Genomic DNA, 26,110 nt, shown 5'->3' on the forward strand with positions numbered 1-26,110 from the left:
GTCGGGCGGAGCGGATCTCCTTGCTCGAATGCAGCCTATCCCGTTACCTTTTCCCGGGTAAGGAAAGGAGCGGCCATGAACCAGCCGGTCATCGCCGTGACGGACCTCGCGAAGAAGTACGGCGAAGTCACCGCGCTCGCCGGGATCAGCCTGACCGTCGCCCGCGGCGCGGTGCTGGCGGTCCTCGGCCACAACGGCGCCGGGAAGACCACGCTGATCGACATCCTCAGCACCCGCGTCCGGCCGAGCGCCGGCACGGCCCGCGTCTGCGGGTACGACGTGGTGTACCGCGGCCGCGCGGTCCGGCGGCGGATCGGGGTCACCGGGCAGTTCGCCGCGGTCGACGACGCCCTGTCCGGCCGCGGGAACCTCGTGCTGATCGCCCGGCTGCTGGGCGCGAAGCCGCGGCAGGCGCAGGCGCGGGCCGCCGAGCTGATCGCGTCGTTCGGCCTCGAAGACGCGGCCGACCGCCCGGCCGGCACCTACTCCGGCGGCATGCGGCGGCGGCTGGACCTCGCCGCGGGCCTGGTCGGCGCGCCGCAGGTGCTGTTCCTCGACGAGCCGACCACCGGCCTCGACCCGGTGAGCCGCTCGGGGCTGTGGACGATCGTCGAAGGGCTCGCGGCACGTGGCACCACCGTGGTGCTGACCACCCAGTACCTCGAAGAGGCGGACCGGCTGGCCGACCACGTCGTGGTCCTCGGCTTCGGGCACATCACCGTGTCCGGGACACCGGCGCAGCTCAAGGCGCGGCTCGGCAACCGGACCGCGACGCTGACCTTCGGCACCGAACTGGCGTTGCGGCGCGCGGTGGACGCGCTGGCGCGCCTCGGCATGTCGGCGGGCCGCAACGGGCTGGTGCTCGCCGTCCCGCTGACCGGCCCGGGTGACATCCCGGTGCTGGTGCGCGCGCTCGACGCGGCGGGCGCGCCGCTGCGCGATCTCACGGTCACCGAGCCGACGCTCGACGACGTTTACCTGTCCCTGCACCAGACGGCGGTGGGCTGGTGACGCAGGCACGGCACCGCGCGGCCGTCACCGCGCTCGCCGACCCCACGGCGTGGCCGGAAGCGGGCTTCTGGACGCAGGTCCGCGTCCTGGCGGCCCGTTCCCTGCGCACGGCGTTCGGCGACCGGCGGCTGGTCTTCTTCGGACTGTTGCAGCCGGTTGTGCTGCTTCTGTTGTTCAGCCAGGTGTTCAGCGGGGTCGGCGCGCTGCCCGGTGTCGCGGCGTACCAGGGTTACGTCAACTTCCTGGTGCCGGCCACGCTGGTCAACATCGCGATGACCACGGCGATGAGCTCGGGCGCGGGCCTGCTGGCGGAGATCTACGGCGGCTTCACCGGACGGCTGCGGTGCCTGCCGATCTCGCTGTTCTCGGTGCTGTTCGCCCGGACGCTCGCCGACTCCGCGCGGCTCGCCGTCCAGCTGGTGGTGACGGCGCTCGCGAGTGTCCTGTTCCTCGGCTTCCGCCCGGCGGGCGGAGTGTTCGGCTTGGGGCTGGCCCTGGTGCTGACGCTGGTGGTGGGCTGGTGCCTGAGCTGGGTGTTCGTCGCGATCACGACGTGGCTGCGCAAGGCGGAGACACTCCAGGCGGCGTCGTTCGTGGTGATGTTCCCGCTGATGTTCTCCTCCAGCGCGTACATGCCCCTGGACACGATGCCGGCGTGGGTCCGCGTGGTTTCGGCGGTGAACCCGCTGACGTACGCGATCGACGCAACCCGCGCGCTGGCCCTGGCCCGCCCGATCGGCTGGTCGGTCCCGGCGGCGCTGGTGATCGCGGCGGTGGCCGCGGTGGCCGGTTCGACCTTGGCGGCCCGCACCTTCCGCGCCCGCACCTAGACCAGAGATTCCAGGTGGGTCGCCGCTTCCTCCGCGCCACCGGCAGCCTGGAACGACTCACGGATTCGCGCCGCGCCCGCCGCATAGTCCGAAGTGGACAACACCGACGTCACCGCCTTGCGGATGTCTCCCGACTTCGCGCGGTCGAACCGGATCCGGACGCCCGCCCCGGCCGCTGTCACCTGCTGGGCCAGCATCGACTGGTCGTCCCGGATCGGGGCGACCACCAGCGGCAGCCCCGCCGACAGCGCTTCGCACACCGTGTTGTGCCCGCCGTGGCACACCACCGCCGACGCGTGCGCGAACACCGCCACCTGCGGGATCCGCCGCGCCAGCCCGACACTTTCACTGATCAGGTGACCGGACGGGTCCACCACCAGCCCCTGGACCTCCGGCATCCCGGCCAGGGCGTCGACGCTCTCCGCGAGGAACCGGGAACCCGCCGCAGCGTTCGACGTCCCCAGCGTCACCACGACCAGCGGGCGTCCGTCCGAACCGGACCACTCGCCGGAAGCAGCGGGCACCACGGGACCGACGTATGAGACCGGCGCAGCCAAGCGAGACGAGCCGGCCAGCGCGCGCGTGGTGAACGCAAGCACCAGGTGCGGCGAGAACCGCAGATCACCGAGCAGCACACCGTGCCGGGCCCGCAGCCCCGCCTGCAGATCGTCCACCCAGGACGCGATCTTCGGCAGCGAGCCCAGCGGGTCGGCCAGCTCGGTGGACGTCGACGCCGACGTCGCCCACGGCAGCCCGCACCGAGCCGCCACCAGTCCTCCCGCCATCGCCTGCTGGTCCGCGACCACCACGTCGGGGGCGAACGACGAGACCGCCGAAGCGACACCCGGCGCCATCGCGTCCGCGAGCGGCACCAGGTACGACTCCCACAGGTACTTCAACGCGGCGAACCCGCGCAGCTCCGGCGGACGCAGCGCCAGCGAAAACGGAGCGGAGTCCCCGGCCGGGAAAACCGGGCCGTCGACCAAAGTGGACACTTCCGGTGCGGGTCCGCACCAGGCCACGGAGTGACCTCGCGCGGACAACACCGACGCCACCCCGCGCAACGGCGCGATGTGCCCGGCCAGCGGCGGGACGACCAGCAGGACCCTCACGCCGCGTGCCGCTCGATCCAGCGCAGCACCAGCTCGCGCACCTCCCGGTGCTGCTCCACCAGCACCGAATGCCCCTGCCCTTCGAAGACGTGCAGCTCACCGCGGGGCAGCATCGACGTCAGCGCTTCGAGGTCGTCGGCCTGGTAACCGTGACTGCCCAAGATGGACAGCACCGGGCAGCCGATCGCCGCCACCTGCTCCCACGTCAGCAACGGCCCGAGCGGCACCTCCTCGGCCATCTTCGTCGACGTGATCCGCTCGGCCGCCATCCGCGCGAGCCGCCGGTGGTGGGCGCTGAAGTTGGCCTCGATCCAGTCGAAGCTCTCCTCCACCTGCAGGAATCGCACGGTGTGCGCGAGGATCTCGCTCATCTTCCCGGCCCACACCTCGGTCGCGGGCTCGGATTCGATGCACACGATGCTGCGGACGCGCGAAGGGTTCGCCACGGCGTAGCTGTAGGCCAGCGTGCCGCCGAAGCTGTTGCCCACCAGGTGCACCGGACGGTCGACGCCGAGCTGCTTCAGCAGGTCGTCGAGGTCGGCGACGAAGTCACCCAGGGTGTACCCCTGCACCGGGCGCTCGGTCTTGCCGTGCCCGCGCAGGTCGTAGCTGATCACGTCGATGCCGGCGGCGGCCACCGGCGGCGCCAGCGTCAGGTAGAAGCTCGCCAGGCTGTCGGTGCCCATGCCGTGCAGGAACACCACGGTCTCGGTGCCGCCGGCGGGCACGAGCTGCACGTTGGTGCGCAGCCCGTTCACGGTCATCGTGGGCACGTGCGCTCCCCCACGAACCGGGCGATGTCACCGACGGTCAGGCCGATGACGTCGTCGAGGTCCTTCTCCGCCAGGTACTCGGCGAGGTTGACGTCCGCGCCGAAGTGCTCGGCGAGGATGCTCGCGAAGGTCACCAGGTCGATGCTCTCCAGCTGCAGGTCCTCGTGGAACGTCGTGCCGGGCGTGATCTCCAGGCCGAGCACCTCGACGTCGCCGACGAGCTCGGTGAGCAGCTCGGCGACGACGTCGAAGACGGCGGACGCGTGGTCGATGGTCATGACGTGCTCCTGTGTTCGGCGATGGCGGTGGCGGTGTCCCCGGTCAGCTCGACGGTGACGACCAGGTCCGGCAGCGTGCGGCCGTGGCGGCCGGACACCGTGCCGTCGTCGTGGACGCGGATCTCCGCCGGGTACACCGGTTCGGCGAGCCGGGCCCGGACGGCGTCCTTCAGCGCGATGCGCTCCAGCAGCCAGCCGCGCTGGCGGCGTGGCGGGCAGGCGGCGAACTCCGCGCGTTCCCCGGCGCTGAGGTAAACGCCGGCGTAGATGTCGCGCGCGGCGACGGTCGGCCAGCGGTCGGTGACCCGGACCCGGCCGTTGTGGTCGGCTTCCCCCAGCAGGTGCCGGTCGGGGAACGCGTACACGCGGTGGGCCGCGCGGTCGCAGGGGAACCGGACGTCGCGCCAGCCCTCGATGCTCGCCAGCACCCGGCCGTCCCGCACCAGCTCGGCGTCCATCTCGAGCACGTCGGGCCGCGGCAGCCGGACCCGCACCAGACACTCGAGCCGCGTCCCGGGCGCGGGTTCCGGCCCGTGCCAGGTGAGCCGGCCGATCGAGCGCGGGAAGGCGAGCAGGTTGTCGGACCGGGTCGCCATCAGCCAGCAGCCGAGCAGCTGACCGACGTTGTCGAGCAGCCCGCCGGGCGCTTCCGGGACGACGAGTTCGCCGCGGATGTGCTGCTCGCCGAGGCCGGTCAGCCGGGCCAGCCCCTGGTAGGCGGGGCCGTGGAACATCTCGCGCTGCGCGTAGATCTCGGCCGCGCTCAACGGGGGCGCGGTCTCCGGCCCGGGCACCGCGGTCCGCGACGGCGGTGGGGTGAAGGACCCCAGCTCGACGTTCATCAGCGCGTACGGTCCGATCTCGACGGTGACGTGGTCGCCGTCGCGGCTCATCAGCAGCGGCACCCGCTGGGCCGGTGACGCGATCAGCCACCGCGAGAACACCGCGTCCCGCACCGCGACCGCCGCGGTGCCCGGCCAGGTGCGTTCGACGGCCCGGCAGGCGAGGTCCACCAGGGTTGTCGCGGGCACCACCGGCCGGAAGTCGGACTCGTCGGGCCAGCCGTCACGCTGCCGGAAGAACCGGTGGTCACGCAGGTACGGCATGGCCGCCAGCGAGACGTCCACAGTGGACTCGATGGGGCGTCGCGCGGCCGCCGCGACCACGTCCGCCGCGGTCCGGCGGGTCTCGGTGAGCAGCGCGGTGAACTCGGCGACGATCGCGTCCGGCACTCCCGCGGGCAGCACCTCCCCGTCCAGGAGTCCACGGGCCGATTCCCCCAGTGCCAGCAGGGGGCTCCCGGTGTTGAGCCGGACCCGCCGGGGCTCCAGAGCGCCAAAATCCGGGTCACCGCCTTCGGTCCACAGCGCCGTCGCGACGCGCCGCAGCTGCGCCAGCCCGGACCGCGTGCCGGACGCCGCGGCGACCACCAGGTGCCGCCGATCGCCGAGGGTGTCGGTGACGAACGACCCGAGCTGACCGGCGCCGACCTGCACGAACGCCCGGAAGCCGGCCTTGTGCAGCGCTTCGGTCAGCTCCCGGAACCGCACCGGGCGGAGCAAGTGGTTCAGGTACAGCTCGCGGACGGCGTCCGGGTCCGCCGGGTACGGCCGGGCGGTGGTCGCCGACCACACCGGCACCGTCGGCTCCGTCAAGTCCAGCTCGGCGACGAGCCGGGCGAACGGCGCGAGGTACGGCCGCATCAGCGGGGTGTGGAACCCGGACCGGAACGGCAGTGTCCGGGCCACGATCCCGAGCCCGCGGCAGGTCGCGCCGAACTCCGCGACGGCGTCCGGCGGGCCGCACACGATGGTCTGCCGGGTCGCGTTTTCGTGGGAGATCACGAGGTCGTCCGGGAGCAGCTCCGCCACCCGCGCGGCCGGACCGCCCAGTATCAGGTAGTCCGCCTCGGGCAGGGTGAACCCGCCGGGCCAGTACCGTTCCCAGCGGTCCGGGTCCGCCCGGTACATCCCGGCGGCCTGCATCGCGGTCCACTCGCCGACGCTGTGCCCGGCGAGCGCGTCCGGCCGGATCGCCAGCCGCCGCAGCGCCTGGTCGAGCAGCAGCCCGGTCGCCGACACGCTGGTCGCGCGGTCCGGCACGCTCGCCGTCGACCACTGTGGACGGTCGAGCCCGAAGTGCCGCGCGACGTCGTCGAGCCGCGGTTCGGCGTCGGCCTCCAGTCCCGGGTGGACGAACACCGTCTTCCCGCCCGGCAGCAACGGGTCGACCGAGCACCAGACGTCCCCGCCGCCGTGCCACGACCGGCCCTCGGCCGCCACCTTGGTGAGCACCCTGCGGGCGGTGGCCAGCTTGCGGTCGTCCGGGCCGACGATCCCGATCCGGCAGCGGCCGTCGCCCGGGTCACCGGGCCGGTCGAGCCGGGCCAGGAGTTCCTCCGGCGAGTCCGCGGCCAGCCGCAGCACACGTTCCGGTTCGTCGACGCGTGCCCGCCGTTTCGGCGCCGGGTCCGCCGCTTCGAGCACAACGTGCGCGTTGACCCCGCCGAACCCGAACGCGTTGACCGCGGCCACCCGCGGCAGCGCACCCCAATCCTCGGCCTCGGCCAGCACGCGGAACCGCGTCTTGTCCAGCAGCGGGTTCGGGTCGGCGCAGTGCAACGTCGGCGGCAGCACGCCGTGGTGCAGTGCGAGGGCCACCTTCACCAGCCCGGCAACCCCGGCCGTCGGCAGGGTGTGCCCGATCATCGACTTGACCGAGCCGATCACCGACCGCGTCCCGTCCGCCTGGCCGAACACGTCGGCGACGGTCGTCAGCTCGGCGGCGTCTCCCGCGGGTGTGGCGGTGCCGTGCGCCTCCAGCAGGCCGATCCGTTCGGGGTCGAGCCCGTTCCAGGCCCGCCGCAGCGCGAGGGTCTGGCCGGCGACGGACGGGCTGAGCAGGCTCGCGCCCCGCCCGTCGCTCGACGTCCCGCTGCCGCGGAGCACGGCGTACACGCGGTCGCCGTCCCGCCGCGCGTCAGCCAGCCGCTTGAGCACGACGATCGCGGTGCCCTCGCCGATGAGCATCCCGTCGGCGTCGCGCGACAGCGGGCTGATCCGCTGGCTCGGCGACAGCGCGCCGAGCTGGGTGAACAGCGACCAGAGGGTGTCGTCCTGGGTCTGGTGCACACCCCCGGCCAGGACGACGTCGCAGCGGTGCCGCGTCAGCTCCCCGATCGCCTGGTCGACCGCGACCAGCGAAGACGCACACGCGGCGTCCACCGTGTACGCCGGACCGCCGAGGTCGAGCCGGTTCGCGACGCGGGCCGCGGCGAGGTTCGGCACCAGCCCGGCGGCGGTCTCGGGGCGGAACTCGCCGAGCGGTTCGAGCAACGCCGTCCGCAGCCGGTCGAGGACGTCCGGCCCGGCCGACGGCATCAGCTCGCCGACGGTCCGGGTGATCTGCCGAACGGTCCGCACACGCTGGTCGAAGCCCTGCAGCCCCGGTGAGAGGTAACCGCCGCGGCCGAGCACCACGCCGATCCGCTCGGGGTCACCGAGCCGGCCCAGGCCACCGGCGTCGTCGACCGCGGAGGCGGCGACGGCCAGCGCCGTCAGCTGGTCGGGCTCGGTGCCTTCGAGGGACGTCGGCGGGACGCCGTGCGCAACCGGGTCGAACTCGATCGTGTCCGGGGCGAAGCCGCCACGACGGCCGTGTGTGCGGTCCGGCGCGGACCCGTCGTGGCCGTGGAACGCCGGGTCCCGGCGGTGCGGCGGAATGTCGGTGACCGCGTCGGCGCCTTCGACGAGGTTGCGCCAAAACTGGTCCACTGTGGACGCGCCGGGCAGGAACACGCCCATGCCGACCACCGCGACCGGCTCCTGGCTCACCACAGCGACGCCGTGTACAGGACCGCGCGGTCCGTGCCGTAGGCGAGTTCGCGCAACAGCGCCGCGGTGCCCTCGTCCGCGTCGAGCAGGCCGACGTCACGGCGTTCGTATTCGCGGGCGAGCTCCGGCGACACCATGCCGCCGTGGTCGTCCGCGGGCGCCCACGGTCCCCAGTGGACGGTCACGGCGCGGCCGGGCCAGCTCGCGCCTAGGGCCTCCAGCGCGTCGTTCGCCGCGGCGTAGTCGGTCTGGCCGCGGTTGCCGAGCACCGCGGCGATGCTGCCGAAGAACGTGACGAACCGGGGCTCGACACCGAGCTCCGTCAGCGAGGAGAGCAGCGCGCGGGCACCGTCCACCTTGGTCTCGAAGACCGTCCGGAACGACCGCTCGTCCTTGTCCGCCATGAGCTTGTCGTCGATCACCCCGGCGGCGAAGACCACCCCGTCGATCCGGCCGTGGCGGGCGTGCAGGTCCTTGACCAGCTGGTGCACGGCTTCCGCGTCCCGCACGTCAACCGCCCGGTACGCCGGTTCGCCGCCGGCGGCGCGGATCTGGTCGAGGGTCCGGCCGATCTCGCGCTGCGCCAGCACGGTCCGCACCCGGCGTTCGATGTCGGCCACCGAGCCACCGCGGCCGGCGAGCACCGCCCGCATCGCGGTGGGGTCGGCGGGTAGGTCGTCCGGTTCACCGGGCCACGGTGTGCGTCCGGCGAGTTCGACGCGGCAGCCCGAGGCGGCGAGGGCGATCGCCGTGCGCGCGGTGATCCCGCGGGCCCCGCCGAACAGCAGCACCACCGAGTCCCGGTCCAATCCCAGTGCGGTCAGCTCACCGCCGCCCGGCCCGGCGCCGGAGTAGGCGATCGACCCCAGGTCCCCAGGCCGCGGCTCGATCGTGAAGCGGCCGCCGTCGTCGTGGCCGACCACGGACGGCCCGTCGCTGAGGGCCTCGTCGACCAGCACTTTCGCGATGTCCTGGGTGGCCTCGACAAGCCGGGTGACGCCCTCGCGCTCCAGCGCGGCCGCGCGGATCAGGCCGCGCAACCCGGCCGTTCCGGGCTTCGCCGCCACGAGCACGGTGCCGTTCAACGCCTTGAGCTGCGTGAACACCTCCGGGACGCTGCGGTCGGCCAAGACAACCGTGACGTCGGCGTCCTCGGTGACGATCTCCGCGCCGGCACCGGCAAAAGCCGCGCGCACGGATTCGTCATCACCCAGCACTTTTACGGACTTCCCGCGCAGTCTTGGGGGATCCGGAGCGAGCGGCACCGGCACACGCTCGAGCCGGTACCGGGTCGGGGCACTCGCCTGGGGTGTGGGCGCCAGCCAGCTCTCCAGGTGCGCAGTCAGCGCGTTCGCCGTGCGGTCGCGGCTGAGCTGGTCGGTGCGGTCGTCGGCGGGCAGGCCCAGGCGGCCCAGCAGCGTCCCGGCGATCTCGGTCCGCTTGATCGAATCGATCGACAGGTCGGCCTCGAGGTCGAGGTCACCGGCGATCATGTCGGCCGGGTAACCGGTGCGCTCGCTGATCACACCGATCACCGTGCCCAGGACGTCGGCCGGTATAACCTCGGCCACCGGTTCCGGCTCGGGGACGGGTTCTTCGATGACTACCGGCGCCGGTGCCGCGACGGCCACCGGGGCGGGAGCCGAGCCGAGGTAGCCGAGCATGACCTCGCGTTGCGCCGCGACGAGCTCGCGGGTGGTGCGCAGGAAGTCGACGATCGCCTGGTCACGGCCAGGAGCGGACTGGGTCATGGTGGTGCTCCGGATCTGTCGGGCCGGGGGCAGGGCGGGCGCCTCGGCGCCGGGCGCGCGGACGGACCGCCCGTCGACGGCCCAGGCGGTGCGGGACGGTTCGGGGCGCGGCGGCCGGGTCAGCCGCTCGGTGCGGACGTCGACGCCGGCCGCGGCGAGCCGGGACAGCGCGGTCAGGAACGCCTTGAGATCGGGACCGCAGGCGACGACGGTGTGCGGGCGGTCGCCGAGGATCTCCCCGGCCAGCCGGGACAGCACCCGGCCGGGGCCGACCTCGACAAACGTGCGCGCGCCCGCCGCGTACATCGCTTCGATCTGGTCGAGGAACCGGACCGGCGCACCGATCTGTGCCGCGAGTTCACCACGGACGTCGGTTTCATACGGCTGCGCGGTCCGGTTCGACCACACCGGCAGCCTCGGCTCCACAATGGACGCTTCGGCCAGGTCGGCGGCGAAGACGTCACCCGCGGCGGCGACCAGCGGGCTGTGGAACGCGCAGGCGACGGGAATCCGCTTGGCCGCGACGCCCGTCTCCCGCAGCCGCCGGATCGCCCGCTCGACCGCCGCCACCGAGCCGGAAAGGACAACCTGTTCGGGCGCGTTGTGGTTGGCCACCACCACGTCCGGGCCGATCAGCGTCGAAGTGAGAACGTCCCGCGGCGCTTTCACCGCGGCCATCGTGCCCGGCTCGGCGACGTCGGCGATGGCCTTCGCCCGCGCTTGGCCGAGCCGCAGCAGCGTTTCGGTGTCGAACGCGCCCGCGACCGACAGCGCGACGAGTTCGCCGTAACTGTGCCCGGCCAGGAAGTCCGGCCGGACGCCGACCTGGCCCAGGAGCCGCGCCACCGCCGTCTCGACCAGCCCCAACGCGGGCTGCGCGACGCGAGTGTCGGTCAGTGCCTGTTCCTGCTCCTGGACGGCGTCCGCGTCGAAGGCCCGGGGTGGGAACGCTTTCCCGGCGACGTCGGGGGCCGGTCGCAGCAGGTCGGCCAGTTCGGGGAAGTGCACGAACAACTCGGCGAGCATGCCGGTGCGCTGGCTGCCCTGGCCGGGGAAGAGGAAGGCGACCTTGCCCGGATCCGCGTTGCTCTTCCGAATCCCGCGAAGGATCGCTTCGTTGTCGGCGGACCAGTCGCGCAGGCCGTGCCGCCGGTCCGGGGCGACCGGGCCGGCGCCGAGCACGGCGTGGAAGTTGGTGCCACCGAAGCCGAACGCGCTGACGCCGGCCAGCCGTGCCGGGTCCGCCCAGGGCCGCGCGGCCGTGGTGAACGTGAACGGGCTGGTGGCGGCGTCCCACGCCGCGTTCGGCTTGCTCAGGTGCAGCGTCGGCGGGACAACCTCGTGCCACAGCGCGAGGGCCGCCTTGATCAATCCGGCCAGCCCGGCCGCGCACTTCGTGTGCCCGATCTGGCTCTTGACCGAACCGAGCACGCAGCTGCCGGGTTCAGCGCCGGCGTCGGTGAAGAAGCCGGTCAACGTACGCAGTTCGGTCGCGTCGCCGACCACCGTGCCGGTGCCGTGTGCTTCGACCAGCCCGACGTCCACAGGGGACACCCGCGCGTCGCGATAGGCCCGGTCGAGCGCGCGGTGCTGCCCTTCCGGGCGAGGCGCGGTCAGGCCGAGGGCCTTGCCGTCGCTGGCCGCGCCGACACCCTTGACCACGGCGTAGATCCGGTCGCCGTCACGTTCGGCGTCGTCCAGCCGTTTGAGCACCAGGCAGGCGACCCCCTCGCCGAGTGCGATGCCGTCGGCGGCCGCGTCGAACGGGCGGCAGCGCCCGGTCGGCGAGAGTGCGCCGGCCGAGGTGAACATGAGGTAGTCGTGGATGCCGTTGTGCAGGTCGACCGCGCCGCAGAGGACCAGTGAGCTGGTCCCGGCCCGCAGTTCCTTGGCGGCGAGGTCGAGCGCGGCCAGCGAGGAGCCGCACGCGGCGTCCACCGTGTAGTTCGCGCCGCCGAGGTCGAGCCGGTTGGCGATCCGGCCGGAGATGACGTTGGCCAGCGTGCCGGGGAAGGTGTCCTCGGTGGGTTCGGGTAGCTGGGCGAGCAGTTCGGGCGGGACTTCGTCGAGGTAACCGTCCAAGAGGGACCGCAGGGTGCCCGCGTTGGCCAGGTCACCGCCCGCTTCCGCGCCGAACACCACGCTGGTGTGCTCGCGGTCGAAGTCCCGCTCGGCGTACCCGGCGTCGGCCAGGGCCCGGCGCGCGGTCTCCAGCGACACCAGCTGGGCCGGGTCGATGCTGCTCATCGCCGACGGTGGGATGCCGTGGTCCAGCGGATCGACGTCCAGCGCGGGCAGGAACCCGCCCCACTTCGACGTCGATTGTCCGAAGTAGACATCCGGGTCCCAGCGGTCGCGCGGCACCTCGGTGACCGCGTCTTCGCCGCGCAGGACGTTCGACCAGAACGCCTCGAGGTCGGGCGCGCCCGGGAAGGTGCAGGCCATGCCGATGACGGCGATGTCCCTCGTGGCGGTTTCCGGTGTGGGTTCGTCTTGCCGCGCAAACGTTTTCCCGGCGGTGACGTCGGCGTGCAGCTCGGCGATCGTCGTCCGGCGGTCCCGCAGCACGGCGACCTCACCGGCCATGTACATCCCCTCGGCGAGCTGGGTCGCCTCGTCGAGCGGCTCGCCGTCACGCCGGACGCCCTTGCTGGCGACACGCAGCCGTCCAGTGTTCAGCTCTTCGAGCCGCTGCCACGCCTCCTGCGCGGGGACGTCCCGCAGACTCGCCTTGACCTGCTCGAACTCCGTTGTGTACGGGCTGGGCAGGCAGCGGGTGCGGTGCCCCGGCGCGGTTTCGAGGGTGACGGTGGTGCCGGCGGCGAGGGCGCGGTCCTGGAACAGGCCGGTGATCGCGCCGTGCGTCACAGCTTCTTCGGTGAAGAGGTACGCGGTCCCCATCAGGAAACCGGCGCCGTCGAGCGGCGCGGCCATCGCGGTGACCATCGCCGCCGAGCGGGCGTCGTGGATCCCGCCCGCGAAGAGCACCTCGACGTCCTTGGCCGCACCGAGCACGGCCAGCTGTTCCTCCCACAGCTCGAAACTCGACCGCGGGCCGACGTGCCCACCACACTCCGCGCCCTCGAAGACGAACCGGCGGACCCCGGCGTCGAGGTACTGATCGAGCAGGATCGGCGACGGCACGTGCAGGAACGTCGCGATGCCCTCGGCCTCCAAAACCTTGGCCTGCCCCGGTTTCCCGCCCGCGATCAGCACACAGCGCGGCCGTGCGGCCCGGATCGCGGCGAGCTGCTCGGTGCGCAGGTCGTCGGGCACAAAACCGAGGATGCCCGCGCCCCACGGCCGGTCGCCGAGGTGCTCGGCGGTGCGGGTGAGCAGCTCGGTGGTGCGCGCGCCGTTCGCCGTCGCAACGGCGACAAACGGAAAGCCGCCCGCCTCGGCGACCGCGGCCGCAAAGCCCGGCTGGTCACTCACCCGCGTCATCGGGCCCTGGACAACCGGCAGCGCGGTGCCCAGCGTCCGGCACAACCGGGTGCCCAAGCCGGCCGCGGGCAGCTCCGCGCCGATGATCCGGCGCACGTCCGTGTCCACTGCGGACGGCAGGACCACGCCCGCCGCACCGCCGGCGAGCGCACCCACCGCCGTGCGCGGCCCGGCGACGGTTCCCCACACCGGGACGTCGAAGGTGTTCAGGAGTTGTTGCAGCAGAACGAAGTCACTCAGGTCACCGCCGCGCGCGACGAGCCCCACCGCGCCGCCGGTCACCGCCTCGGCGGCCGTGGTGACGTCCGCAACCTCGGCGAGTGCACCCGTCCACGGCGCGGTGGTGCGGACAGCGAAGGCCGCACCTTCGGGCAACGGGCCGTCGGTGCGCACGCCGTAGGGCACCCGGACCCGGGCCGCGACCAGCCGCAGGTCGGCCGGATCGGCGCCGTCGAGCACACCGAGGCCGCCGCCGCGGGCGACCGCGGCGACCACGTCGGGGTCGCCGAAGCCCAGGCACCGCAGCCGTCGGGCGTGGGACGGCGGGACGAGCTCGGCCATCGGCGGACCTCCTGTGCGCGGGGTGGGGTGATCTTCACCGGGACCGGTCCTAGAAATAACGCACCGGCCGCGGAAAACGCAATACGTGTCCGGTCAATTGTCGCGCAGCGTACCATCCACACCACGCTCGTGCTAAAGTCCGAAACCGTGGAACAAGGCGCAAACAAGGCCCTGACCAGGGCTTTTATCACTCAGCTTCTAATCGCCGGAAACAATTCACTCACCCGCGTAACAATAGCCCGATAAATACTGGAGCCCGCGTGGAACTGACCGGACGGGTCGTCGTGCTGACCGGCGCGGCGCACGGAATCGGAGCCGCCATGGCCCGCCGCTTCGCCACCGAAGGGGCGGCCGGCGTGGTCGTGTCCGACGTCGACACCGCGGGCGCCGAGCGGGTGGCGGACGAGATCACGGCCGCGGGTGGCCGCGCCCTCGCACTGGCCGCCGACGCGACGTCCAAAAAGGACCTGAAGGCGCTGGTCGCGGCGGCGCGCGAGGAGTTCGGCCCGGTGGATCTGTTCTGCGCCAACGCGGGCGCGGCCTTCGGCACGGGCGTGCACGCGGCCGACGAGCAGTGGGCGAAGTCGTGGGAGCTCAACGTGATGCAGCACGTCCACGCCGCGCAGGTCGTGCTGCCCACGATGCTCGCGCGCGGCGAGGGGTACCTGCTGCTCACGGCGTCGGCCGCCGGGCTGCTCGGCACCCCGGGCGACGCGCCGTACTCCGTCACCAAGCACGCCGCCGTCGGCCTCGCCGAGTGGCTGGCGATCACCTACCGGCCGCGCGGGGTGCGGGTCAGCGCGTTGTGCCCGCTCGGCGTCCGGACGGCGCTGCTCGAACCCGGCATCGCCGCCGGTCACCCGGCCGCGCTGGCCATCGCCGCGGCGGCGCCGCTGTTGGAGCCCGAGGACGTCGCCGAGGCGGTCGTGCACGGGCTCGGCAAGGAGGAGTTCCTGATCCTGCCGCACGAATCGGTGCGGGAGTCGTTCGCGCGCAAGGCGGGCGCGATCGACACGTGGATCGACGAAATGGCTGTCCAGGGAGGCTGAACGTGGAGTACCGCAGGCTCGGCGCGAGCGGGCTCGCCGTGAGCGAGATCGCCTACGGCAACTGGCTGACGCACGGCGGGAGCGGTTGTGTCGCCGCCGCGCTGGACGCCGGCGTCACGACGTTCCACACCGCGGCGGCGTGGGACGGCGGCGCGGCGGAATCGGCGTACGGCGCGGCTTTTGCGGGGATGCGCCGCGACGACCTCGTGCTGTGCACCGGGGTGTTCTGGCCGGAGGGCCCGGGGCCGAACGACGCCGGACTGAGCCGCAAGCACGTGATCGCGTCGCTGGAAGGATCGCTGCGGCGGCTGCGCACCGACCACGTCGACGTCTACCAGCTGCTGCGCTTCGACTACCGGACGCCGGTCGCGGAGACGTTCCTCGCGCTCTCGGACCTGGTGCGGCAGGGGAAGATCCGGTACGTCGGCACGTCGGAGTGGACAGCCGAGCAGCTGCTGCAGGCCCGCGACGCGGCGGAGCGGTACGACGTCCCGTTCGTCGCCAACCAGCCGCACTACTCGATGCTGTGGCGGGTGGCGGAGGCGCAGGTGATGCCGGTGGGCGAGCGGATCGGCATCGGGCAGTTTGCGTCGGTGCCGCTGGCCCAGGGTGTGCTGACCGGCAAGTACCGGGACGGGCGCATCCCGGCGGGCTCACGCGCGGCCGGGCCGGCACATGCGCGGCCGTTGCTGATGCCGGAGCTGCTGGAACGGGTGGAGCTGCTGCGCGGGGTCGCCGACGACGCCGGCCTGACGATGGCGCAGCTCGCGCTGACGTGGGTGTTGCAGCACGAGACCGTCGCCTCGGCGGTGGTGGGCGCGAGCACGCCGGAGCAGGTCACGGAGAACGCCAAGGCCGCCGGCGTCCGGCTGGACCTCGACGTGCTGACCCGCGTCGACCACCTGCTCGGCAGTTTTGTGCAGACCGATCCGCGGCTGGTGTGGTCACCACCCGCGCAACTGTCCTAGCCGGCGCCGAGGCACACGAACGGGCGCCGGAACGGGTCGACGGCGATCGCGTCGGCCAGCGCCAGCGACGGGCTGTCCCGGACGGCCAGCGCGCGGTAGTAGTCGTCCATTGCGGCGGCCGAGGCCAGGTCGCCGACGCGGGACAGCGGCGCGATCACCGTCCGCGAGCCGCTGGCCAGCAGCGCGCTGGCGAACCCGAGGGCTTCGTCCCCCGGCCGGATCCGGTTCAGCGCCAGCTCGCACGCGGCGAACACCACCTGCCGCGGCGGCTGCCGCAGCCCGGCCATCTCGTGGCCGAACAGGGCCCCGTCGGCCAGCTCGAGCCGGGAGAACAAGGCGTTCTCCGGCTCGTGCGCGCCGTGCGCGGCGAAGTGCGCGAGCTTCGCGCCGTCCATGGCGCGCAGCACGGACTTCACGGTCGCCTGGGCGCCGGTCATCGTCGTCGCGGTGCGGTAGTGCGTGGTCAGCTTCTCGAGCTCACCCCGCGCGCCGGCCAGCCCCGGCCCGCGGACCAGCACGATCTTGCGCGCCCGGGTCAGCTTCGTCCGCTCGGCGGCGAGCCACGCGGTCGCCGACGGCGCAACGACGGTCGGCCGCCCCCGCAGCCCCGGCAGCACGCCCCACGGCACGGCGTACAGCGGCCCGGTGGGCACGATGACCAGCTCGCGGTCGCCGAACAGCCCGGCCAGCGGCTGGATCAGCTGCGCGTCGAGCTTGTCGGCCTGCTTGCGCGCCGAAGCCATGACCACCTCGGCGAGCCGTTCGGGCAGGTTGTCCGGCGCAAGCGCGTCGAGGTCGACGTTGAGCACCCGCGCCGACTCGGCCGCGGCCTCGGCGGACCCGAGCCGCACGAGCCGGCACTCACCCCCGGCAACCACCACGGCGACGAGCTCGTCCCCGGAGGCGGCAAAGCTGACCATCGCGCGCTCACCGAGCTGCGCGATCACTTCGCCGAGCCCCGCCACCGGCCGCGGCCGGCCCCACCGCCCGGTGTGCCAGCCGAGCCGCTGGGCCTCCCGGAGCCGTTCGTTGTACTTCGCCCGCAGACCGGCGATCGGGTGCCCGTCGTGCTGGGCCTCCTGGATGGCCTGCCCGAGACCCCGCACCTCGGCCACCCGCGCGGCGAGCTCGGGATCGGTCCCGGCGGACAGCGGTTCGTAGCGGTAGGTCTGCGCCCGCGTCCGTTCGAGCCAGACGAAGAGCCGCCGGGCGTCATGACGTTCCAGCACGAGCTTGACGGCGAGATCGGCGAGTTCCTGTCCGTGCAGAGCGGTCCCGGACACGAGGTCGAGCCCACCCATCCGATCCCGGACGGCGTCCAGTTCGGTGAGCCCGGACCGGATCTCGGTGAGCGCCTTCGCCCGGCTGCCTTGGGCAACGGCCAGCTCGGCCCGGCAGAGCCGCCGCAGCATCCGGTAGTCGATGGGGGTGAGCTGACCGGGGCGCGGCACCTCTTTGAGGGTTTCGACGGCCCGCTTGAGGTTGCCACGCCGGATGTCGAGCCGGACGGCCAGCATCCGCGCGGTGGCGGCCTGGTCGGTGAGCTGGGGGGTCGGCATCTTCGCCGCGGCTCGCAGCGCCCTGGTCGGCAGGCTCGCCGGGACGTTTCCCGTTTCCAGCGCGTCCCGCGCGTCGGCCTTCAACCCCATCAGGGTCGCGTTGGCCGTGCACGTCAGGCACCCGACCTTCAGCATCCGGCGCCGCGCCGAGTAAGCCATCTCGCGGGCGAGTTCGACATCGTCGCCCATCAGGGCCGCCGAGGCGCGGTACAGCTCGGCCAAGGCCAGTTCCCGGCTGATGCTCTGCTCCTCGACCATGACCGGCAGGATCTCGTCGAGGTGGGCGCCGGCTTCGTCCGCGAGGCCGGCCGCGAGCAGTGCTTCGGCCTGCGCGAGCCGCAGGGTCGGCGGGATCTCGAGGTCGAGCGCCCGGTAGCTGCGCTCGCACTCGTCATAGAGCCGGAGCGCCTCCGGAATGTCTCCCATCCGGAGCGCGAGCGTGCCGAGCGTCCGCCGGGTGCTCGCGGCGTTGCCGCGCAGTTCGTACTTCTCGGCGAGCTCGAGCGACCGGGTGAGGTCGGTCTGTGCTTCCCGCACGTTGCCCAGCCGGATCTGCACCCAGCCGCGGGAGGCCAGGGTCATCGTGAAGGCGCCCATCCGCGACTGGGGGTCGGCGCCGTTGGCCAGCCGGTATTCCTGGTGCTCGATGGCCCGGTCGAACGACACGAGGCTTTCGTCGTTGCGCCCCACGCCCATCAGCCGCATGGCGTAGTTGTGGTTCAGCGAACCGTTGAGCTCGGCCTGCAGGACGGGGTCCTCCACCGCGTTGATCAGCAGCCGGACGTCGTCCAGACCGGCCAGCCCGGCGGCGAGATCGTTGGAGATCTCCGACGACACCGCGGTCAGCGTGCTGGCCAGGCGGATTCTGGTCACCAGCCAGTCGGTGCGGAAGTCATCGGGCACCGGGTGCACCGAATCCAGCAGGCTCATCCCCCGGCGCAGCAGACGGAGACTCTGGTGGTACCGCGCGACGCACGATGCGTCGGCGGCGTCCTTCTGCAGTGAACGAACCCTCTCGATCACCTCGGAGGGGTTCAGATCAATCACGGGCACCCACCTATGACAGCACAGGCTTCGGCAAAAAGAAGCCCGCCTACCGGTAGATCGGCAGGCGGGCTTGCCTCCACGAGACGGAACTCAGGGCTTGACGACCTGGTAGCAACCGTTCGCGCACTCCGTGTGGACCGGGTGGTCCACGTGAGCCTTGCCGTCCGCGTCGGTCCACTGGACCAACGTCGGGTTCGGCTCTTCGGTCGGCTCCGGAGCTTCTTCGGGCTTGGTGTCCGTAGGCGTCGACATGGTCGATCTCCTCTCCCCTGGGGATCTGCATGGGGACGCTCGCCGTGACGGTGAGTCCCCCGTCGCGAGGCCCTCTCCCCGCGAACGGCCCAATAGTTCCACAACGGAGCAATGATCGGGAGGGTTTTCGCTACTGAAAGTCAGACCGACCCGCGTGAACAGGCCAAATGTCGAGGCCGGAACGTCCTAACGAGTGAAGTCTGTAACGGGATCCACTACGGACGTGCATCGCCACCAAGCGGCGGAGCGGGCGCCGGGACCGTCAGCCTTCACGTGTTCCTCCGCGTACGTACCGTAACCGCTCTCGGATGGATCGGGTATTTCGGACGCAGGACATCCCCGGCCGCGCGGTTCGGACCACCCGGCCGGAGACGTCCTTTGTGGACTGTCAGGCGCGCCGGGCCGTCACCGCCTCGTGGACCGCGGTGACGAGGCTGACGTTCTCCGGGGCCGCGCCGCCGGGGAAGGCGAAGCGCCGGCGGTTGTAGCCGTACGCGAGGCCGCTGCGCGGGTCGGCGAACGCTTGGGAGCCCGCCGCGCCGCTGTGGCCGAACGCACCCTGGCCCAGCACCGGGTAGTCGTCCGACACCGCAGCGAAGCCGAGCCCGAACGCGTTGTGGTTGCGCGTGGCGAGATCGTCGCCGATCGAATGGATCTGCGCGAACTCCGCCGCGGTCTCGGGACGCAGGAGCCCGCCGAGCACCGCCGCGTACATCCCGGCCAACCCGCGCGCCGACGCGACGCCGCCGACCGAAGCCGGGCTCAGCTGCCGGATCACCTTGATGTTCGGGAGATCCCAGAGCTCGGGCGCCTTCGGGTGGTTGCGGTTGAAGGCGATCCCGCCGATGCTGTCCGCCCCGCTCGCGTTCGCGGTCAGTTCGGCCAGCTGCTCCGGCGTCGGCAGCATCGGCTGCGTGGTCAGGAACCGCGGCTCCAGCTCCTCCGGCAGCCCGAGGTAGAAGTCCAAGCCGAACGGCTTCCGGACACGCTCCTCGAAGTGCTCCTGGATGCTACGGCCGGTGACGCGCCGGACGACCTCGCCGGTCAGCGCGCCGATCACCAGCGCGTGGTAGCCGAACGCGGTGCCGGGCCGCCAGTACGGCCGCTGCGGGGCGAGCCGCTCGGCGATCACCCGGTCATCGGCGAGCTCTTCGGCGGTGAAGCCGCCGTCGGCGCCCACGACACCGGCGCGGTGCGCGAGCAGCTCCCGCAGCGTGATCCGGTCCTTGCCCGCGGCACCGAACTCCGGCCAGTAGTGGCTGACGCGCTCGTCGAGGTCGAGCACACCGTCCTGGACGAGCAGCGCGACCACCAGGTGCGCGGCACCCTTGGTCGACGAGAACACGCCGGTCAGCGAATCGGCCGTGATTTCGGGGCCGGTCCACAGATCGACAACGCGCTCGCCGCCAACGTGCGCGACGAGCTGGGCGGCATAGTCACCACCTTCCCCGGCGGCGACGGCGGCGAACTCCGCGCGGACGGACTCGAACCCGTCGGCGACGGTCCCCTGGATGTGCTCGGACGACATGGCGGCTCCCTCAGTGATCTTTGCGCCTGCGCAAGGGTGCAACCGATGCCGAGCCGGGGTATTCCGGTAACACGCGGGCAGCCGGCGGTGATGATCCCGGCATGGGGGCACCCGAGTTCGACGCCGAAGCAGGAGAAACCACCACCACCCGGCCCGGCCGCGGCCTGGCGATCGCATCACTCGCGATCGGCGCGTCCGGCCTCACGCTGGCCGTCGCGACCTGGGCGGCGTGGCTGATCGTCCGGCCGCCGGTCCTCTCCGCGTGGGTGTATTCGTGGGTCGCGCAGGCATTTGTGCTCGTGCTGGGCGCGCTCTGGTTCGCTCTCCTCCCGATCAGCGTGCTGGCGTTGGTCTTCGGCGTCTACGCGGGTGCGCGCACCCGCCCTGGCCCCGGCCGGATCGGCGCCACCCTGGGTGTGATCACGGTGCTGCTCGCGCTCTCGGGCGCCGCGGTGTTCGCGACGTCGTCGTGGCGGCACGTCGGCCCGCCGATCGCGTACTTCGACACCCAGGGCGGCGCACCTCGGTAGCGGGCGCGGGCCTGACAGGGTCGGTTCGCCGGGACGCTTGGCCGGGATCGCGACCTTGCCGGACCCTGCCAGCAGAACGCGCGTGCCGACAGGGTCGGTTCGCCGGCGCGGTCGGCCGGGTTCGATGTCGATTCCAGCTCGGGGCGGTCGAGTTGGCACCCACCGCCTGCCCCGGTGGAGCCGGCTCGCCGGGACGCTTGGCCGGGATCGCGACCTTGCCGGACCCTGCCAGCAGAACGCGCGGTCCCGGCAGGGTCGGTTCGCCGGCGCGCTCGGCGGGTTCGGTGTCGCGAACGAGTCAGCGGAGACCTCTGGCGTCCCGAATGAGTCGTGGCGACGTTCGAGCCGTGGCTGGGGCGGGCGACTAGGGACCGTTCAGGAGCAGCGGCGGAGGTCGGGCCGGTGAACCGCGGCTTTGCCGGACCCGGCCGGTAGAGGGCGCGAGCCGGTGGGTAACCAGTGGATCATGAAGCTGACCTCCACCGTGCTCGGTGCGCCGGAACCGCGTGCGCTCGCCGAGTTCTATGCGAAGCTGCTTGGCTGGCCGATCAAGACCGATGAGCCTGAGTGGGTGACCTTGCGCCCTGACGACGGTGGGGCGGGGTTGTCTTTCCAGCTGGAGACCGGGCACGTTCCGCCAGTCTGGCCGCCGGTCGACGGGGTGCAGCAGATGCAGCTGCACCTGGACATCGAGGTTGACGACCTCGACGCGGCGACGACGGCCGCGGTCGAGGCCGGGGCCGTGGTTGCGGACTTCCAGCCGCAGGAGGACGTCCGCGTCTGCTTCGATCCGGCCGGGCATCCGTTTTGCCTCTGGACGCGTGAATGAGGTGACGCCCCGCGTTCGATCGGTCACAGGATCCGCTATGTTCGGCTGAGGTCCTGTTTCCGGCGAACGGAGTTGAGCCCTGTGGGGGTGCACCGGATCTGGCACCACGGACTGGTCCCCACCGAGGGGAAGCGCCCCCTGGACGCGTTGCGCAGCAGGCTGATCGCGCGCCAGCGGCAGCACGACGACTACAGCGTCACCGATCTCGGCTCCTCCGACGACGGCGGATCGCGCCGGAGCGACCTGAAGTTCGGGTGGGCGGACGGCGAAGGCCGCTACTCCGTTCAGGTATTGCTTTCGCTGTGCTACCACGCCGGAGAGGACCGGGTGGCGTGGTTGCTGGCCGCGGCGTGCACCCGGCCGTGGCTCACCTGTCACGAAGCGCCGGCGCGCCGGATCGGGCTCGAGGAGCTGGGTGCCAGCGGCAGTGACGAGATCCCGATCGAGACGCCGGTGCTCGCGATGCGCGGCTGGTCCCGCGAGGAATGCGACCGGGTCGCCGATCTGCTCGGCGAGGCGCTGGTGGCGCCGTGGCGGACGTCGGCGGTGCTGGTGCTCACCGAGCCGCCGACGGTGCCTGTCGAGGGCTGGCCCGGGCTGGTCAACGTGTTCGACGTCGACGACCGCTTCCGCCGCACGCTGAACCGGCATCTGCCGCTCGGGTGTGCGTTGCCGCTGGGCGCCCGGCTTTACGTGCCGCCGTGCGACCAGCTCCCCGACTTCGTCGAGACTGCCAGCCCGGTGTCCGGTGAAGCCCTCGACGGTGCGATCACGCGGCTCATCCAGACGCGGAGCCGGACGCCGCTGCCCGAGGAGTGGGCCAAGGTGCCGAGCGTGCGGGCCTGGTACGAGGCGGATCCGTTCGCTTCGCCGGTGCGGGAGCCTGACGCCGAGCTGACGGAGAAGCTGGACCGCGCCGAGCGTGAGCTGGCCGAGGCGCGTGGGGTGATCACGATCCTGCGCAAGCAGTCGAAGGCCGACACCGAGGAGCGGGATCGGCATGCCGACGAGGTGAAGGTGCTTCGACGGCGCCTCGAAGAGCTGTGCGCGGCCGACGTCGCATACCTGCGCAAGCAGCTCGCGCAGCTGCAGGAGGAGCTGGACGACTACGCGCGGGCGTTCGAGGAGACGGAGGCCGAGCGCGACGAGCTGAGGCGGGTCAACGGGCTGCTGGCGGGCCGGCTGGCCCGCCACGACGCGGACGACGACGTCGCCGCCGCCGAGCGCCCGCCGGACGAGTTCCCCAGCTTCGCCGAGCTGATCGGCGCCGCGACGACCACGCTCAAGCACCTCGCGATCACGGCCGAGCCGGCCCCGGCCGCGATCCTCGACCACCACCCGAAAGCCGCCGCCTGGCGCCGCAAGGCGTGGGACGCGCTCCGCACCCTCGACGCCTACGCCGGCGCGCGGACCTCGCTGCTCGGCTCGGGCCGCGACCCGGGGCCCGAGCTGTCGGACGTGCTCGCGTTCGCCCGGACCGGCCAGCCGGGTTCGCTGATCAGCGCCAACATCATCGCCCTGGCCGAGTCGGACACGGTGACCACGAACGAACGGCTGCGCCAGGCGCGCACCTTCCGCGTCGATCCCCGGACCAACCCGGCGGGCCGTGACTACTTCGGCGCGCACATCGCCTTGGAGCGCTTCAAGTCCCCGGCGCCCCGCCTGCACTTCCTCGACGACACGGACGGCACCGGCACGGTGTACGTCGGCTACCTCGGCGCCCACCTGCCGACGTCGAAGACCAACTGAGCGAGAATCGCGCGCATGACGGAGATCGCGCAGAAGCACCTGGCCTACTGCTGGATCGCCCGCGGCGACCGGGTGCTGTTCCTGCGCCGCAGCCCCGGCGTTTTCCTCGCCGGACGGTGGGAGCTGCCCGGCGGCACGGTCGAGCCCGGTGAACCTTTCGAGGCCACGGCGGTGCGGGAGGTCGCGGAGGAGACCGGGTTGAAAGTCCGCGTCACGGCGGAACTCTCGCGTGATTCGTGGCCGGACGTCGCCGGGCGGGCGATGCGGATCCACGCTTTTGTCTACACGGCCGAAGAAGACGGCACGGGCGACGTCGTGCTCAATCCGGACGAGCACGACGAGTTCGCCTGGGTGACGCCGGGCGAGGCTCGAGACCTCGAACTGGCGGCACATTTCCGGCGGCTGCTCGAGCAGTGAGGTTTTCCCTTGCGGCAGCGCCACTTCACGTTCTCCGTGGCGCTGCCGGAATCTTCGCGTGTCGGTCATGTCTTCGACGGTACCCGAACGCACGTTCGAACAGAATCGCTGAATCAGGTGAACTCCGAGAACGCTCGGGAGCCGAGAATTCCCTTATGCCGCAACGAAAATCGGACTGAGCAGCCCCCGAATTCCACGCTACTAAGAGGCACCGACAAAATCAGCGAGGGCTCAAATACCGCAGCAGCACACTGGATCCGTCCGTGAGCACCGAAGCCAGCTCCAGCTTCGCCGGATCCACCACCCCGCCCACCGCCGCCCGGCCCGCCGTTCCCGCCACGAGGAACGGCGCCACCGTGAGGCGGAACTCGTCGACGACCCCGGCCTCGATCAACGAGCCGAACAGCCGCGGTCCGCCCTCGCAGTCGATCCGGCCCAGCCCCTCGGCCACCAGGGTCGCGACCACCAGTTCGGCCGACACGGCTTCCTCGCCCACGACGAACACCCGCGCACCGTTCGCCGTCCAGGCGTCGCGCAGCGAGGAAGGAGCCAGCGAAGAAGTGAAGACCAATGTCGACACTGCCGCCTTCGTGATCACCGGAGCGTCCGGAGGCAGCGAACGCCCGGTCGTCACCACCGCGACCGGCGCGATCGGGGCCAGCCCGAACCGGCGCCGGCGGTCCGCCGTCCGCTCGTCGGGGCGCATACCCTCGAACCCCTCGGCCATCGCCGTGCCCGCCCCCACCAGCACCACGTCGGCCAGGTCGTTGCCGAGCCGGTAGACGATCCGGTCGGCGGGGGTCGACAGGCTTCCCGAACGGCCCTCGACCGCGATCGCGCCGTCCGTGCTCGACACGAAGTTCACCGCCAGCCACCGGGGGTCGGCCGGATACCGGTACAGCTTCTCGAGCTCGTGGTCGTCGAGCCCGCGCTCGTCCGGCCAGATCTGCCGGATCAGCCCCATCGGAGCGCCTTCACCCGCGGGCGGCTCCGGAAGGCGAGGTCGGGGGTGTACATGCGGCTCTCCCACGCTGGACGTCCGTGCGCCGCGATCATAAGCGAGATCGGCACAGAACCAGCGGACCAGCGGGTGAGCGTTCTTCGCCGGCAGGTGGCGGGGCATCGTCGCCGGGCCACCCGGCCCGTGGCGGACTCCTCAGGAGGCGATGGCCTCGTTGATCGCCAGCAGCTCCTGCGCGGTGCGCGTGGCGGTGAACTCGATGACGTCGTAGCGGGCGAGCCGCTGGACCACGAACGGGTCGCTGGCGAGGATCGCGTCGAGCCTGCCGCGCTGCACCGAGCGCGTCAGGATCACGTGGTCGGCCGCGCCGTTCCCCTTTCCGGAAACCAGGAAGACCCCTTTCGTGAATTGTTTGCGCACCCAGTCCGAATGGTCCGGGAGCGCGTAGTCGACTTCTGTTTCGGGCGCCGTGTAGGTCAGCAGTGCGATGTACATGATTCGATGGTAGGACTCCGCGGCCTGCGGCGCATCCGCCCGCAGGGTGGCGAGGGACACCGTTTCCCCCATATTCCGGTCAAGAATCAATCAATTTCTTTACCAGCGCTTTTTCAACATTCTTCCCGATCGCCGTACGCCGGTGGTCGTACGTCGTGGTGTCGACGCCGGGCCGACGCGGTGACCCGGGCGCGCGGGCGACACTTCCGGCCATGAACGCACTGACCCGGATCTGGCAGGACGGCAGGCGAGCCGAGCGGGTCGCCTACGCCGTCGGCGCGGCGCTGTTCCTGAGCGGCGTCCTGCACACGATCGTGCTCGTCACGACCGGCGGCTCGTGGCTGGGCCCGCTGTCGATGCGCAAGGCCGTCACGTTCGGCCTGTCGTTCGGGCTGACACTGGCCTCGGTCGCCTGGGCGACGTCGTTCCTCACCGTCCGCCCCTCCTGGCGCTCCGCCCTGCTCGGCGCGTTCACCGCCGCGAGCGTCGCCGAGGTCGTGCTGGTCAGCCTGCAGTCCTGGCGCGGGGTGCCGTCGCACTTCAACTTCGAGACGCCGTTCGACAACGCCGTTTCGATGACGCTCGCCGCGGGTGGCGGGGTGCTCATCCTGACCGTCATCGGCTTCACCGCCGCCGCGCTCGTCGAGCCCGGCCCCGAGGCGCCGAGCCTGCGCCTGGCCGTCCGGGCCGGGCTGGTCGTGCTGCTCGTCGCGCTGGCCACCGGCGCGGTAATGATCGCCCGCGGGGTCGTCGCGGCGCGCGGCGGCGACCCGCAGCTGGCCTACACGACCGCGGGCGCGCTCAAGCCGCTGCACGCCGTCGCGATGCACGCGATCCTCGTCCTGCCCGCGCTGGCCTGGCTGCTGCGGTTCACCCGCTGGCCCGAGGCGCACCGGATGCGCGTCGTGGTGATCGCCGTCGTGGCCGACGCCGTGCTCACCGCGGTCATCGGCGTCGAGTCCTTCACCGGCGTCTCGCCGCTGGCCGCGCCGCTGCCGGTGCTGGCCCTGTCCGCGCTGGCCGCCGCCGTCCTGGCGGGCACCGGAGCCTACGCGCTGACCGGTGGTGAACCGACTGCCCGATTCGCACGTATCTCCGATGGGAAGGCAAGGGGCCGGTAAAACGGCGGACGG

General features: G+C 72.1%; 19 protein-coding genes. 9 read left to right on the forward strand and 10 right to left on the reverse strand.

Going from position 1 to position 26,110, the window contains the following annotated elements; all coding sequences use genetic code 11:
- Nucleotides 1-75 precede the first annotated feature (75 nt).
- On the forward strand, nt 76-1,011 hold the full coding sequence (locus tag ACIA5G_RS21220; protein WP_395925640.1) for an ATP-binding cassette domain-containing protein: 936 nt from the start codon (nt 76-78) through the stop codon (nt 1,009-1,011).
- The gene (locus tag ACIA5G_RS21225; RefSeq protein WP_395925642.1) at nt 1,008-1,841 is read left to right on the forward strand and encodes an ABC transporter permease; all 834 of its coding nucleotides are present in this window, start codon (nt 1,008-1,010) and stop codon (nt 1,839-1,841) included. The genes ACIA5G_RS21220 and ACIA5G_RS21225 overlap by 4 nt, the downstream gene beginning before the upstream one ends.
- Here ACIA5G_RS21225 and ACIA5G_RS21230 read toward each other — a convergent pair.
- The 5 genes from ACIA5G_RS21230 to ACIA5G_RS21250 are packed head-to-tail and all read right to left on the reverse strand — an operon-like array spanning nt 1,838 to nt 13,593.
- Entirely contained in the window at nt 1,838-2,953 is a 1,116-nt protein-coding gene (locus ACIA5G_RS21230; protein WP_395925645.1) for a glycosyltransferase, read from the reverse strand. The two genes, ACIA5G_RS21225 and ACIA5G_RS21230, sit on opposite strands and share 4 nt — an antisense overlap.
- Nucleotides 2,950-3,726, reverse strand: coding sequence for an alpha/beta fold hydrolase (locus ACIA5G_RS21235; RefSeq protein ID WP_395925647.1), 777 nt, complete (start codon nt 3,724-3,726; stop codon nt 2,950-2,952). The genes ACIA5G_RS21230 and ACIA5G_RS21235 overlap by 4 nt, the downstream gene beginning before the upstream one ends.
- Nucleotides 3,714-4,004, reverse strand: a complete 291-nt coding sequence (locus ACIA5G_RS21240; protein WP_395925649.1) for a phosphopantetheine-binding protein — start codon at nt 4,002-4,004, stop codon at nt 3,714-3,716. The genes ACIA5G_RS21235 and ACIA5G_RS21240 overlap by 13 nt, the downstream gene beginning before the upstream one ends.
- Nucleotides 4,001-7,840 carry a beta-ketoacyl synthase N-terminal-like domain-containing protein gene (locus ACIA5G_RS21245; protein ID WP_395925651.1) on the reverse strand — a complete coding sequence of 1,280 codons (3,840 nt, stop codon included), beginning with the start codon at nt 7,838-7,840 and terminating at the stop codon, nt 4,001-4,003. Before ACIA5G_RS21245 ends, ACIA5G_RS21240 begins: the two co-directional genes overlap by 4 nt.
- Nucleotides 7,834-13,593 carry an SDR family NAD(P)-dependent oxidoreductase gene (locus tag ACIA5G_RS21250; RefSeq protein WP_395925653.1) on the reverse strand — a complete coding sequence of 1,920 codons (5,760 nt, stop codon included), beginning with the start codon at nt 13,591-13,593 and terminating at the stop codon, nt 7,834-7,836. Before ACIA5G_RS21250 ends, ACIA5G_RS21245 begins: the two co-directional genes overlap by 7 nt.
- 260 nt (nt 13,594-13,853) lie before the next feature.
- Here ACIA5G_RS21250 and ACIA5G_RS21255 point away from each other — a divergent pair, with 260 nt between their 5' ends.
- Together ACIA5G_RS21255 and ACIA5G_RS21260 are read left to right on the forward strand one after the other, a co-directional pair.
- On the forward strand, nt 13,854-14,642 hold the full coding sequence (locus tag ACIA5G_RS21255; RefSeq protein WP_395925655.1) for an SDR family oxidoreductase: 789 nt from the start codon (nt 13,854-13,856) through the stop codon (nt 14,640-14,642).
- Between the two features lie 2 nt (nt 14,643-14,644).
- A complete protein-coding gene (locus tag ACIA5G_RS21260) occupies nt 14,645-15,610 on the forward strand; it encodes an aldo/keto reductase (RefSeq protein ID WP_395925657.1) in 966 nt (321 codons plus the stop codon).
- Here the strand turns inward: ACIA5G_RS21260 and ACIA5G_RS21265 are convergent.
- From ACIA5G_RS21265 to ACIA5G_RS21275, 3 genes are all read right to left on the reverse strand, one after another.
- Entirely contained in the window at nt 15,607-18,099 is a 2,493-nt protein-coding gene (locus ACIA5G_RS21265) for a CHAT domain-containing protein (protein ID WP_395926488.1), read from the reverse strand. The genes ACIA5G_RS21260 and ACIA5G_RS21265 overlap by 4 nt on opposite strands.
- 207 nt (nt 18,100-18,306) lie before the next feature.
- Nucleotides 18,307-18,468, reverse strand: coding sequence for a hypothetical protein (locus tag ACIA5G_RS21270; RefSeq protein ID WP_395925659.1), 162 nt, complete (start codon nt 18,466-18,468; stop codon nt 18,307-18,309).
- A 388-nt stretch (nt 18,469-18,856) separates the two neighbouring features.
- Nucleotides 18,857-19,996, reverse strand: a complete 1,140-nt coding sequence (locus ACIA5G_RS21275) for a serine hydrolase domain-containing protein (protein WP_395925662.1) — start codon at nt 19,994-19,996, stop codon at nt 18,857-18,859.
- Nucleotides 19,997-20,097: 101 nt separating this feature from the next.
- Between ACIA5G_RS21275 and ACIA5G_RS21280 the strand changes: the two genes are divergently transcribed.
- The 4 genes from ACIA5G_RS21280 to ACIA5G_RS21295 all read left to right on the forward strand — a co-directional run bounded on the left by ACIA5G_RS21280 (nt 20,098) and on the right by ACIA5G_RS21295 (nt 23,521).
- Entirely contained in the window at nt 20,098-20,526 is a 429-nt protein-coding gene (locus ACIA5G_RS21280) for a hypothetical protein (RefSeq protein WP_395925664.1), read from the forward strand.
- A 466-nt stretch (nt 20,527-20,992) separates the two neighbouring features.
- Entirely contained in the window at nt 20,993-21,355 is a 363-nt protein-coding gene (locus ACIA5G_RS21285; protein ID WP_395925666.1) for a VOC family protein, read from the forward strand.
- Nucleotides 21,356-21,436: 81 nt separating this feature from the next.
- On the forward strand, nt 21,437-23,104 hold the full coding sequence (locus ACIA5G_RS21290; RefSeq protein WP_395925668.1) for a hypothetical protein: 1,668 nt from the start codon (nt 21,437-21,439) through the stop codon (nt 23,102-23,104).
- A 15-nt stretch (nt 23,105-23,119) separates the two neighbouring features.
- Nucleotides 23,120-23,521: an NUDIX domain-containing protein gene (locus tag ACIA5G_RS21295; RefSeq protein ID WP_395925670.1), complete on the forward strand. Its 402-nt coding sequence runs from the start codon at nt 23,120-23,122 to the stop codon at nt 23,519-23,521.
- 220 nt (nt 23,522-23,741) lie between these two features.
- Here the strand turns inward: ACIA5G_RS21295 and ACIA5G_RS21300 are convergent, their stop codons facing one another.
- Entirely contained in the window at nt 23,742-24,479 is a 738-nt protein-coding gene (locus tag ACIA5G_RS21300; RefSeq protein WP_395926491.1) for a dihydrofolate reductase family protein, read from the reverse strand.
- A gap of 198 nt (nt 24,480-24,677) precedes the next feature.
- Nucleotides 24,678-24,977, reverse strand: coding sequence for a YciI family protein (locus tag ACIA5G_RS21305; protein ID WP_395926493.1), 300 nt, complete (start codon nt 24,975-24,977; stop codon nt 24,678-24,680).
- A 212-nt stretch (nt 24,978-25,189) separates the two neighbouring features.
- Between ACIA5G_RS21305 and ACIA5G_RS21310 the strand changes: the two genes are divergently transcribed.
- Nucleotides 25,190-26,098, forward strand: coding sequence for a hypothetical protein (locus tag ACIA5G_RS21310; protein WP_395925672.1), 909 nt, complete (start codon nt 25,190-25,192; stop codon nt 26,096-26,098).
- Nucleotides 26,099-26,110: the final 12 nt, after the last annotated feature.

This window comes from Amycolatopsis sp. NPDC051758 (assembly GCF_044453095.1).
Classification (GTDB): Bacteria; Actinomycetota; Actinomycetes; order Mycobacteriales; family Pseudonocardiaceae; genus Amycolatopsis.

Coding starts and splice junctions, on each gene's coding strand:
- ACIA5G_RS21295 (WP_395925670.1), top strand. CDS start 23,120: ATGACGGAGATCGCGCAGAAGCACCTGGCCTACTGCTGGATCGCCCGC.
- ACIA5G_RS21270 (WP_395925659.1), bottom strand. CDS start 18,468: ATGTCGACGCCTACGGACACCAAGCCCGAAGAAGCTCCGGAGCCGACC.
- ACIA5G_RS21275 (WP_395925662.1), bottom strand. CDS start 19,996: ATGTCGTCCGAGCACATCCAGGGGACCGTCGCCGACGGGTTCGAGTCC.
- ACIA5G_RS21250 (WP_395925653.1), bottom strand. CDS start 13,593: ATGGCCGAGCTCGTCCCGCCGTCCCACGCCCGACGGCTGCGGTGCCTG.
- ACIA5G_RS21240 (WP_395925649.1), bottom strand. CDS start 4,004: ATGACCATCGACCACGCGTCCGCCGTCTTCGACGTCGTCGCCGAGCTG.
- ACIA5G_RS21285 (WP_395925666.1), top strand. CDS start 20,993: ATGAAGCTGACCTCCACCGTGCTCGGTGCGCCGGAACCGCGTGCGCTC.
- ACIA5G_RS21280 (WP_395925664.1), top strand. CDS start 20,098: ATGGGGGCACCCGAGTTCGACGCCGAAGCAGGAGAAACCACCACCACC.
- ACIA5G_RS21310 (WP_395925672.1), top strand. CDS start 25,190: ATGAACGCACTGACCCGGATCTGGCAGGACGGCAGGCGAGCCGAGCGG.
- ACIA5G_RS21305 (WP_395926493.1), bottom strand. CDS start 24,977: ATGTACATCGCACTGCTGACCTACACGGCGCCCGAAACAGAAGTCGAC.
- ACIA5G_RS21220 (WP_395925640.1), top strand. CDS start 76: ATGAACCAGCCGGTCATCGCCGTGACGGACCTCGCGAAGAAGTACGGC.
- ACIA5G_RS21265 (WP_395926488.1), bottom strand. CDS start 18,099: ATGAGCCTGCTGGATTCGGTGCACCCGGTGCCCGATGACTTCCGCACC.